Genomic DNA, 12233 nt, shown 5'->3' with positions numbered 1-12233 from the left:
AAGTATCGGCTTTGTTTAGATTTTTCTATATATAGTGAATTTTTTAAAACTAAATATTTGGTCGACGTTGAGTCAACCACTCTACAATGGCCGGATCGCTATGTGAAAAAAATGCACTGGTTGCAGTATCAATCGCGGTGATATCGATCATATCCTTATCTGAAAGTTGAAAATCAAATAGATTAAAATTCTCCATCATACGCTCTTTTCGAACTGATTTAGCCAAACTGACAATTTGCCGTTGAATTAACCAACGTAAAATAATTTGACCTACCGACTTATTATATTTTTGGCCAATTGCGGTTAAAATTGGATGATTGAAGATATCATTCTTTCCTTCAGCAAATGGTGCCCATGCTTCCGGCTGAATAGTCTTACTTTGCATCCAAGGGGCTGCTTGTAATTGTTGATTAAAAGGGTTAACTTCAATTTGATTTACGGCCGGTTTTATTTTATTAAATGCCATTAAATCGGCTAAACGATCCGGACTAAAATTACTAACACCAATTGCTCTGATTTTTCCTTGCTCATAAAGTTCTTCCATCGCATGCCAAGCGCCATGAATATCACCAAAAGGTTGGTGGATTAAATATAAATCAATATAATCTAGTTGTAGTAAATTTAATGATTGTTCAAATTGGATTTTAGCACCTTCATAGCTAGCCCGATTTAACCAAAGCTTGGTAGTAATAAAAAGATCTTTTCGGTCAATTCCACTAACTTTAATCGCATTTCCGACTTGGCGTTCATTTTGATAGGCCGTTGCGGTATCAATCAGACGATAACCAACATCAATTGCATCCAACACCGCTTGCTGACACTGCTTTTCATCAATTTGATAAACACCAAAGCCTAGAATAGGCATTTCAATGCCATTATTTAATTTTGTGCTTTTCATAATGGGCACCTCTAACATTAGAATTAACTGAAAATATTAACGGTTGTCTTTTTGAATGATTATTTATTAATCTCAATATCAAGTAAAGCGGAAATGTTATCTCATCAGTCAACAAATAACCTGTTTTATAGTAGTTTTTCAAGCTATTTACCTTTATGTTTATCTTTAAAAAACCCCTTTCCTCAAAATTTTTTTACTATTAAGTAAATTATTATGAGTTATTAAAGTGATTATTATTTGAATAAACTTTAATCATTTGATAAGCGTATAAAATAAGATAGATGGATTATAAGTGGAAAGATAACAGTGTTAGTTGCCCAATTATAGTGCAATGGTGATTTAAATTAATTTACAAATTATTATAAAAATAACTATCTTTGAAAAAAATATAATATTTATTTTTAAATTATTAGTAATTATTATTTAGTTTTTTGCTAACTTCATTAAGTTATAGCATGATTATTAAATGATTTTAATTATCTCTATAAGTTTATTCTTTGCACATCATTAATCATTATAATTTTTTTTAATTAGTTTTTTGTTAAAAAAATAGTAATTATATTTGCTATTGTTTTTTGAAATATGTTAGAAATATTGGCATAGTAATTGCATATATTGATATCAGATTAATCATAATTATAGAGAAGTTTAGTAAAGAGGAACATGCGTATGGAAAATCATAGCAGCAGTACCGTTGCTTTTGTAAAAAATAGGCGAGCATCGCTGATTAGTGCAATCTTTTTGATGGCAACTTCGGCAATTGGTCCTGGTTTTATCACTCAAACAGCTACTTTTACCGTGACACTTGGCACTGCTTTTGGTTTTGGTATTTTGGCCTCTATCATTATAGATTTTGTGGTTCAGCAAAATATTTGGCGAGTAGTTGCATTAACAAAAATGAACTCATCAGATATCGCTAATAGTACTATACCTTTTAGTGGCTATATATTAGCAATATTAGTTATATTTGGTGGTTTAGTTTTTAATATAGGCAATATCGCTGGAGCCGGTTTAGGTTTAAATGCATTAGTTGGCCTTGATCCTAAGTGGGGAGGAGCAATCAGTGCTCTAATGGCGGTTTATATATTTTCATCACGTAAAGCGAGTAATTTTATTGATCGCCTAATGATTGGTTTAGGTTTATTAATGATCATTTTGACGCTCTTTGTTGTCTTTGCTTCTCATCCACCTGTCGGCGAGGCTTTAAAAGAGACTGTTATACCATCAAAAATTGATTTTGCTTCAATTACAACTATTGTTGGTGGTACTGTCGGTGGTTATATCTCCTATGCTGGTGCTCATCGCTTACTTGATAAAGGTATGGTTGGCGTAGAACATATAGACTATGTATCTGGTGCAGCAACAAAAGGGATCATGGTTGTTGGTTTAATGCGTTATATTTTGTTTTTAGCCATTTTAGGTGTAGTAGCCAGTGGTGTTAAAATCGATATTTCGAGTTATGCCGCTAATCCTGCATCACAAGCATTCCAGGCGGCTTTAGGCGAATTAGGTTTGCGTATTTTTGGTTTGATATTATGGGCAGCTGCCATCACGAGTATTATTGGTGCCGCTTATACCTCGATGACTTTTATTACGCCGTTTAAACGTAATATCAGTGAAAAGCAACGCCAATTTGCGACTATTGTTTTTATTGTTGCCTCGTTGGCGATTTATTTAATTATGGGTACCGCTCCGGTATCATTGCTGGTTTTTGCTGGTGGGTTTAATGGTTTAGTATTACCGCTTGGTTTAACTATCTTTGTTTACATAGGATGGAAACGGGCTGATTTAATGTCTGGTTATCATTATCCTAGATGGCTATTGTGGTCAGGACTTTTGGTCTGTGCTATTACATGGTATATGGGAGCAATGTCTGTTTTCACTATTTTTAATTATTTAAAATGAAGGGCATCATGACTACTAATAAGATTATTGATTTAAACAGTGATCTTGGCGAAAGTTTTGGTCAATGGCAAATGGGTAATGATGAAGCAATGCTAAAAGTTGTTAGCAGTGCCAATATTGCCTGTGGTTTTCATGCCGGTTCGCCAGAAGGGATTTTAAAAACATTAAAAGCAGCCAAGTTAAATAATGTAAGTATTGGTGCTCATGTTGGATATCCTGATTTAGTTGGTTTTGGCCGACGAAATATGGATATTAGCTCTGAAGAATTAATTGCTGATGTTATTTATCAGATTGGCGCATTAACTGGATTAGCAAAATCTATTGATGCTAAAGTTAGTTATGTTAAACCGCATGGTGCTTTATATAACACGATAGCGCATGATAAGCGCCAAGCAATGGCAACGATTGATGCTATTCGACTGATTAATCCTCATCTTGTGTTAGTTGCTTTGGCTGGATCACCATTAATCAGCTGGGCTAAAGAAAGTGGCTTGAAAGTTGTTGCTGAGGCATTTGCTGATAGAGCGTATCATACCGATGGTACATTAGTCTCTCGTAAGGAGGCTGGTGCAGTCTTACATGATCCAGATATTGTTGCCAATCGTATGTTACAACTTGTTAATGAAGGCGGTTTGATATCAATTGAAGGCGAGTTTGTTGAGATTGATGCTGGATCAATTTGTGTTCATGGTGATAGTATGGGCGCTTTAGCGATGGCGCAAAGAGTTCGCCAACAATTACAAAATAATGGCGTTAAAATTGCTTCATTTACCGATGTTATTAATGAGTAATTTGCAGTAGGTATTGCAACAATATAATTCAATTATTTGCCGTAATTTTCAAATAAAGATTTACTTATAATCAATCTTTTTTGCGGTGTTTAGAGGTGTATAATGCGTTTTTTACCAGTTAATATTGATGCTCTGCTTGTCGAGTTAGAGACTCTAGAACAAGTGATGGCATTAACTGATGCATTACAATATAAAAAAGATGTATGGAATATAAATGAAATAATACCAGCCGCTCGGACTGTGTTAGTTCGATATAATTCCATTATTATGGATGGAAATAAATTAGCCCAATATATAGCGCAATTAGATGTATCTTCAGGGGAATTAAGATCAGGTGAATTAGTTACCATTCCAGTTAGTTATAATGGTGAGGATTTAGGCTTTGTAGCAGAATATTTAGGCATTAGCGTTGCTGATGTTATTTCTAGACATACAAGTAATGAATATCAGGTTGCTTTTTGCGGATTTGCACCTGGTTTTGCTTATATGGTAGCGAAGGATATTCAGCTTAACGTTCCTCGCCGTCAATCTCCCCGGGTTCGTATTCCAGCTGGCTCTGTAGCCTTAGCTGGTGAATTTAGTAGTGTTTATCCACAAGCAAGCCCCGGTGGTTGGCAACTGATTGGTGTTACCAACGTTAAAGTCTGGGATATTTATCGTGACGAGCCAGCACTCTTTAAACCAGGTACACGAGTAAATTTTATTGATGCAAGTAAGACTGCTACTAAATATAGCTTACCACAATCGAAAAAAGTAACTCTACCGGTTGAACAACAAGAGCAATCGCAAGATATTGAGATATTAGCCACTGGAATTCAAACTTTATTACAAGATAATGGCCGCATAGGACAAGCTGAATTAGGTATTTCAGAATCAGGTGCAATGGATAAAGCAGCTTTGCATAGTGCCAATCGTATACTAGGTAATCCAACTAATGAGGCTGTTTTAGAAATAACTCAAGGTGGTTTTAAAGCTCGTATTAATAGCGCTATGTTAATTGCTGTGACAGGGGCGTCATGTGAGATTAAAGTTACTACAATTAGCGGTGAAAGCTATTTTGCTAATATGTATCAACCGATCCAGTTAGAACAAGGTGATATTGTTCATTTAGGTAACGTACAGTATGGCGTACGTAGTTATGTTGCTGTGCGTGGCGGTTTGCAAGTTCAGCCGATCTTAGCTAGTTGTTCTTTTGATACTTTGGCGCAAGTCGGTCCGAGTCCGCTAAAAGTTGGTCAAACATTGACCATCAAGAATGGTCAAACTTTTAACGCGCTTTCTTTAACAGAAACTCCCGCTATCTCTTATCCATGTAAAGATGATGTTGTCGAATTGGATATAATGTTTGGCCCTCGTACCGATTGGTTTACACAACAAGCTATACAACAACTAACTTCACAATTGTGGCAAGTGACCCCGGCATCAAATCGTATTGGTTTACGTCTTTTGGGTGAAATTCCTTTAGAGCGTGAAAAACAACAAGAATTACCAAGTGAAGGCACTTGTATGGGGGCAATACAAATTCCTGCTAATGGTCAACCGGTACTATTTTTAAATGATCATCCTCTAACAGGTGGTTATCCGGTTATTGCAGCAGTATGTAATTATCATTTGGACTTGGCTGGTCAAATTCCAGTTAATGCCAAAATAAAATTTAATCCGATTGGAGTTTTTAAAGAATTTGAAGGGAGCCATGTTAATCATGTCTGAAATTAATAAACAAGTTGCACACAAAGTATTGATTGCTAATCGTGGTGAAATTGCCGTTCGGATTATTCGTGCTTGTCGAGATATAAATTTCGCATCAATAGCGATTTATGCCGATGTTGATATGGATGCACTGCATGTGCAAATGGCTGATGAAGCTTATGGATTATCAGGTAATACTCCGAGTGATACCTATCTAAATATTGATAAGATTATTGCGATTGCGCAAAAATCTGGAGCAACAATGGTTCATCCCGGTTATGGTTTTTTGTCTGAACGAGTTGAATTTGCCAAAGCGGTACAAGATGCTGGTTTAATTTGGATTGGTCCTAAACCTGAAACAATAGCTATTTTGGGCGATAAAGTAAAAGCGAGACAACTTGCTGTCGAAGTAGGGGCACCACTGGTTACCGGTACGGATAAGCCTGTACAAAATTCCAAAGAAGTTGTTGAATTTGCGCGTAAGCATGGATTACCAATTGCAATTAAAGCCGCATTTGGCGGAGGAGGTCGAGGACTTAAAGTTGCTTGGCAAATGGATGAAGTAGAAGAACTCTATGATTCAGCTGTGCGTGAAGCAACGGTAGCATTTGGTCGTGGTGAATGTTTCTTAGAACAATTTTTACATCATCCTCGACATATTGAAGCACAGGTTATCGCTGATGCACATGGTAATGTTGTTGTAGTTGGTACTCGTGATTGTTCTTTACAGCGTCGTAATCAAAAGTTGATAGAAGAATCACCAGCACCTTTTTTAGATGAAAAAATAGAAAAACAAATAGTTAAAGCATCAATCGATATCTGTGCTAAAGCAAATTATATTGGCGTTGGTACCGTTGAATTTTTACTGAGTCAGGATGGTAAACTGTCTTTTCTAGAAGTAAATACTCGATTACAAGTTGAACATCCAGTGACCGAAGAAACAACAGGAATTGACCTCGTTATTGAACAGTTACGAATAGCGCAAGGATTACCTGTTAGTATTAAACAAATGCCTCAACCGCGAGGGCATGCTATTGAATTTCGCATAAATGCAGAAGATGCTGCTAATGGTTTTTTACCTGTGGCCGGAACGATAACTCATTTTGATATACCGACAGGTCCAGGTGTTCGCTTAGATAGTGGCGTTAATGCAGGATCAGTGATCCCTGCTACATTTGATTCGCTCATGGCTAAACTTATTATTGTTGGTAATAATCGCCAACAGGCTTTGGCAAGAGCTCGTCGTGCATTAGCTGAGTTTACCATTGAAGGAGTTGCTAGTGTGCTACCATTTGATCGAAAAGTGATAGACCATCCTGATTTTTGCCAGCAGTTTAATGTGCATACTCGTTGGATTGAAACGGATTTTAAAGCAGAACTTGAACCAGCAAAAAGGCAACTTCCGCAGCAAGAAGATTTACTGACCCATACCTTTATTGAAATTGATGGTAAACGTTGTAAGCTTGGTTTACCAGCGAAACTATTTTCTGGATTATCTATCAGCCAGACCAATAGTGAAGCCCAATCAGTTGTAACCACTAACACAAATCTTGATTTAATTGTTCCAGCTCCAGTGTCTGGCAATTTGTTTAAATGGTTGGTTGAGGATAATCAAAAGGTTGAACAAGGTGATATGATTGCAATTATCGAGGCAATGAAAATGGAAATTCAAGTAATAGCTCATCGTGAAGGTATTTTGAAACATTCTCATATCGAAGGTACGTATGTTAATGCTGATGATCCTATTGCTGAAATTATTTAGTATTAAAAATAATTTATAAATTAATAATAACAATATGTTTTATTAGATTCTTGCAGTTGGTAAAACATATTGTTTTTTATATTAAGATTATTAGTATTGCCTTTTCGAAACAGTTATATCGGCGATTAATATGTAATTTAAATTTTTGATATTAACTTCCCTAATCTTATTGTTGAGCTCTTAACTTATAAATTAAACGATATAATCACGAATATTCATCTCGAATTTGAATTAATTATCCAATGCTATTCTCGTTTTATCATTCTCAAAAACCCCTTTCCTCAAAATTTTTTATTGAATGATAATAGTTATTGGCGACTCTTTCTAACCCTTATATAGATTCAGGATAATAATTAAACTTAATAATTGAACAAAGTAATATAAAAAATAGTTATCATGATAATTTTTTTATAGTTTTAGTTTTAATTTATGATAAGGTTGCCGTTTTGTATTTTATACATAGGGAAGCTCTATGACACATTCAACCAATAAATTGGTTCGTTTTTATTTCAAAGTAGGATTAATACCACAAATTATTTTGGGGTTAATCTTAGGTATTGCTTTAGCGGCAATTTCAAAAGATGTTGCATTAGATATGTCCTTTATTGGATCACTTTTTATTAATGCTTTGAAATCAGTAGCCCCAATCTTGGTACTTATTTTAGTTATTGCTTCAATATCAAATCACCAACATGGTAAACGGGCCAATATGGGAGAACTATTGGCTCTTTATTTTGCAGGGATGATGTTAGCGGCATTATTAGCAACTGTTGCCAGTTTTATTTTTCCTTCTGATATCTCTTTAGGTGATACAGCTAATCAAACTAAGTTAACACCGCCTGGTAGCGTTATTGAAGTATTAAAAACTTTATTTTACAAGATGATCGACAATCCAATTAATGCGCTGGTTAACGCTAACTATATCGGTCTTATTATTTGGGGTGTTGGTATTGGGATTGCATTAAGACATTCAAGTGAAACCACGAAAACAATGATGAATGATCTTTCTGTAGCTATTTCATTTATCGTTAGAATTATTATTCGTTTTGCGCCATTAGGTGTATTTGGTTTAGTCGCTTCAACGCTTGCAGAAACAGGATTTGGTGAATTACTTAAATATGCCCATTTAATTCTTGTGTTGGTATCTTGTATGTTAGTTGTGGCATTGATCATTAATCCTTTATTGGCGTATATGGTCATGCGTAAGAACCCGTATCCATTAGTTTTAACTTCATTAAAAGAGAGTGCTATTCCAGCTTTCTTTACTCGTAGTTCGGCAGCAAATATACCGGTTAATATGGAAATTTGTCGAAAACTAAAAATGGATGAAGATACCTATTCCGTCGCAGTACCACTAGGGGCGGCCATTAATATGTCAGGTGCAGCTATCACTATTACTATTTTAACCTTAGCAACTGTTAATTCATTACATATAGAAGTTGATGTCCTTTCTGCGGTATTGCTTTGTATTGTAACGAGTGTTTGTGCTTGTGGAGCATCGGGTATCGCTGGTGGTTCATTACTGTTGATTCCTGTTGCTTGTAGTATGTTTGGCATACCTAATGAAATTTCAGCAAAAGTTATTGGTATCGGTATTGCAATTGGTGTAATTCAAGATTCAGTTGAAACTGCACTTAATTCATCTAGTGATGTGGTATTTATTGGCGCTGTTTCAGAGAAAGTACAGCGTAATAAAGCAAAATAGAATCAATTTATTCGTTAGCCAATTTATAATGACTATTAAGCCTGATAGATATCAGGCTTTTTTTATGAATTGAAAACACAATCAATAGCTCAATGATTGCATTTACGCTAATGACTATTTATCATGATTTATATATTAAATACATCAAGGAATTATCATGTCATTCAATGCAATTATATTAGGGAAAGATGAGGTTACTGGATTTTCAAATTCCTTAAAGACAATTACTAAACAGCAGTTATTGCAGCAGCCGGGAGATACTTTAGTTCAAATCCATTATTCAAGCATCAATTATAAAGATGCATTAGCCTTGACAAATAAAAGTCCTATAGTTCGACAATGGCCAATGGTGCCGGGTATTGATGGTGTGGGTACCGTCATTGAGAGCCATAGTGGCCGTTATCAAGCAGGTGACTTAGTTATTTTAAATGGCTGGGGTTGTGGAGAAACTCATTGGGGATGTTTAGCACAATATGCCTATCTAAAATCAGATTGGTTAATCCCTTTACCTAATAACCTTACTACTTATCAATCAATGGCTATGGGTACAGCCGGTTATACCGCTGCACTTTGTGTAAAACGCATTATTGATTTTGGTATTAAACCACAAGATGGCAAAATTTTGGTAACCGGTGCTAGTGGTGGTGTCGGTTCTGTGGCCATTTCCTTATTGTCTAGATTGGGTTTTAACGTTACAGCATCAACAAGTAAAACTTCTGATAAAGAGTATTTATCAAAACTAGGTGCGGTTGATATTATTGATAGTCAATCATTAAAAACGCCGAATAAACCGTTACAAAAAGAGTTATGGTCAGCTGCAATAGATGTCGTTGGTTCAAACACATTAGCTAATATTTGTGCTCAAACTCGATATGGTGGCATAGTCGCATGTTGTGGTTTGGCGCAAGGTATGGACTTACCTGCAACCGTGGCACCATTTATTTTACGCGGCGTAACACTATCGGGAGTTGATAGTGTGATGGCAAGTTATGATAAACGGGTTGCAGCTTGGCAATTAATAGCAGAAAACATGGACGAGCAACTGTATACTCATATAGCTAAAACCATTACATTAGATCAATGTTCTGAGATAGCAAATAAGATGATTGCTGGTGAAATTAAAGGACGTTTTGTGGTTGATGTGAATAAGTGATTTCATATTAATTAGCATCACAATATATAGCGGTGTAAAAATACACCGTTATATAAGTGTCAATATTAATTGAGATGAAAATTAATACTATCAATTGCGTGATAATGCTTGTATTTCGGGTAAAATAAGGCTAAATTCAATCCAACTTAACTATTTTTCAGTGATGTTCGCAATTACCAATCAAAGTTATCAATAATCTGTGATTAATTTCGAGGGGGAATGTGATATGCCATATCAAACAAGAGAAGATTTACCTGAATCAGTCCGACATGTTTTACCTACCCATGCTCAAGATATTTTTAAAGAAGCTTTTAATAGTGCCATAAAAGAGTATCAAGATCCGAAAAAACGACGCGATAAAAGTGATGCCGAACAAGTTGCTTTTCGTGTTGCTTGGTCAGCGGTTGAAAAGGTCTATCATAAGGATGAGCATGGCAAATGGGTAGCTAAATAAAACTTAAAACATTATAGATAGCTTGTTTTATTATTGAATAATGTTATAAATAATAAGTAAGAATAAACGCTAAGCCGACATGGATAGTCGGCTGAATTAACTTTCATTTCCGCATCGGTTAGAGCAGGGGCAACTATGGCTCATGGTTTATTAGCAACGCGATTATTGCACAAAAAAATGGTTAACACTTTAGTATTATTGTTTAACTGACAGTTATTTAGTTATAAATTAGCTGGCAAATTTTTATTTTCTTAAGTTTAAATTTACAACTCCCTGTTTTCTTCCTAATTCTCTTCGTTATCCAAATTTAAGATAAATTTTCCTTATTCTATTTACAATTTTCCTTATCAATACGGAAAAAGTTGGTTAGTAATTATTTATTTTTCCTTTTATACTAAATTTGAATCATCAATAAACATAGGTAATTGATTATGAATAATAAAGGTTTACCAAAAGATTTTTTATGGGGCGGTGCTGTTGCTGCTCACCAATTGGAAGGTGCTTGGCAAGTTGGCGGCAAAGGTATGAGTGTTGCTGATGTGATGACAGTCGGATCGCCGAAAAGTTATCGCAAAATCACTGAAGGTATTATTCCTGGTGAGTATTATCCTAATCACGAAGCTATCGATTTTTATCATCATTATAAAGATGATATTAAGTTATTTGCTGAAATGGGGTTTAAGTGTTTTCGAACTTCAATTGCTTGGACGCGAATTTTTCCAAAAGGTGATGAGCTTGAACCAAATGAAGAAGGTTTGAAGTTTTACGATGATTTGTTCGATGAATGTTTAAAATATAACATTGAACCTGTAGTCACTCTTTCACATTTCGAATTACCTTATTATTTAGTAACCGAATATGGTGGTTTTCGTAATCGTAAATTAATTGATTTCTTTGTTCGTTTTGCCGAAGTCTGTTTTGATCGTTATAAAAATAAAGTTAAATATTGGATGACCTTTAATGAGATTAATAACCAAGCTAATTTTAACGAAGATTTTGCTCCTTTTACTAATTCTGGTATCTATTATAAAAAAGGTGATAATCGTGAGGAAATCATGTATCAAGCCGCTCATTATGAATTAGTGGCTAGTGCAAAAGCAGTTCAAATTGGTCATGCAATTAACCCTGATTTTCAAATTGGCTGCATGATTGCATTAGTGCCAATCTATCCTGAAACTTGCAAACCAAGCGACATCCTAATGGCACAAAAAGTTATGGAACGTAAGTACTTCTTTACTGATGTTCATGTGCATGGCAAATACCCAAATTACATTAAAAAATATTGGCAACGTAAAAACATCAAGCTAGATATTACTTCGCAAGATTTAGAAGAGTTAACAAAAGGAACCGTAGACTATATTGGCTTTAGTTATTACATGTCGAATGTGGTTAGACACAATAAGGGTAATGACCATTTTGATTATAATGAAAAAACTGATTTAGTCGGCAATCAGTATGTCAAAAAATCCGATTGGGGCTGGCAAATTGACCCTGAAGGCTTACGTTATACATTAAATTGGTTAACCGATACTTACCGTTTGCCACTTTTCATTGTTGAAAATGGTTTTGGTGCCTATGACAAAGTTGAGTCTGATGGTAGCGTTCATGATAATTATCGAATTGAATATTTACGTGAACATATAAAACAAATGAAGTTAGCAGTTATTGAAGATGGCGTTGACTTGATGGGTTATACACCATGGGGTTGTATTGATTTAGTTTCAGCCGGTACCGGCGAAATGGAAAAACGTTACGGTTTTATCTATGTAGATAAAGATAATAAAGGCAATGGTACCTTAAAACGTAGTCGTAAAGATTCTTTTGCTTGGTATAAAAAAGTCATTGAGTCAAATGGTGAAATTTTATAACGATTTAA

General features: G+C 35.1%; 9 protein-coding genes. 8 read left to right on the top strand and 1 reads right to left on the bottom strand.

Annotated features, from left to right (window positions below; all coding sequences use genetic code 11):
• Positions 1-49: 49 nt before the first annotated feature.
• A complete protein-coding gene (locus tag B6C84_RS05085) occupies positions 50-898 on the bottom strand; it encodes an aldo/keto reductase (protein WP_086354349.1) in 849 nt (282 codons plus the stop codon).
• Between the two features lie 669 nt (positions 899-1567).
• Here B6C84_RS05085 and B6C84_RS05080 point away from each other — a divergent pair.
• The 8 genes from B6C84_RS05080 (at position 1568) to B6C84_RS05045 (ending at position 12225) form a co-directional block, all read left to right on the top strand.
• A complete protein-coding gene (locus B6C84_RS05080) occupies positions 1568-2803 on the top strand; it encodes an NRAMP family divalent metal transporter (RefSeq protein ID WP_086354350.1) in 1236 nt (411 codons plus the stop codon).
• 8 nt (positions 2804-2811) lie between these two features.
• Positions 2812-3594, top strand: coding sequence for a LamB/YcsF family protein (locus B6C84_RS05075; protein WP_086354351.1), 783 nt, complete (start codon positions 2812-2814; stop codon positions 3592-3594).
• Between the two features lie 102 nt (positions 3595-3696).
• Positions 3697-5304: a 5-oxoprolinase subunit B/C family protein gene (locus B6C84_RS05070; RefSeq protein ID WP_086354352.1), complete on the top strand. Its 1608-nt coding sequence runs from the start codon at positions 3697-3699 to the stop codon at positions 5302-5304.
• On the top strand, positions 5297-7045 hold the full coding sequence (locus B6C84_RS05065) for an acetyl/propionyl/methylcrotonyl-CoA carboxylase subunit alpha (RefSeq protein WP_217332115.1): 1749 nt from the start codon (positions 5297-5299) through the stop codon (positions 7043-7045). Before B6C84_RS05070 ends, B6C84_RS05065 begins: the two co-directional genes overlap by 8 nt.
• Before the next feature lie 472 nt (positions 7046-7517).
• Positions 7518-8750 (top strand): serine/threonine transporter SstT, encoded by a 1233-nt coding sequence (gene sstT / locus B6C84_RS05060; protein ID WP_086354353.1) that lies wholly within the window; start codon positions 7518-7520, stop codon positions 8748-8750.
• Positions 8751-8907: 157 nt separating this feature from the next.
• The gene (gene acuI, locus B6C84_RS05055) at positions 8908-9903 is read left to right on the top strand and encodes an acrylyl-CoA reductase (NADPH) (RefSeq protein WP_086319945.1); all 996 of its coding nucleotides are present in this window, start codon (positions 8908-8910) and stop codon (positions 9901-9903) included.
• A gap of 226 nt (positions 9904-10129) precedes the next feature.
• Positions 10130-10357: a ChaB family protein gene (locus B6C84_RS05050; RefSeq protein ID WP_086319946.1), complete on the top strand. Its 228-nt coding sequence runs from the start codon at positions 10130-10132 to the stop codon at positions 10355-10357.
• Positions 10358-10788: 431 nt separating this feature from the next.
• Positions 10789-12225 carry a 6-phospho-beta-glucosidase gene (locus tag B6C84_RS05045; RefSeq protein WP_086319947.1) on the top strand — a complete coding sequence of 479 codons (1437 nt, stop codon included), beginning with the start codon at positions 10789-10791 and terminating at the stop codon, positions 12223-12225.
• Positions 12226-12233 lie beyond the last annotated feature (8 nt).

The sequence above is a fragment of the Gilliamella apis genome, assembly GCF_002142155.1.
Classification (GTDB): Bacteria; Pseudomonadota; Gammaproteobacteria; order Enterobacterales; family Orbaceae; genus Gilliamella; species Gilliamella apis.
Note: the sequence above shows the minus strand (reverse complement) of the source record. Positions and strands in the feature narration are given on the sequence as shown.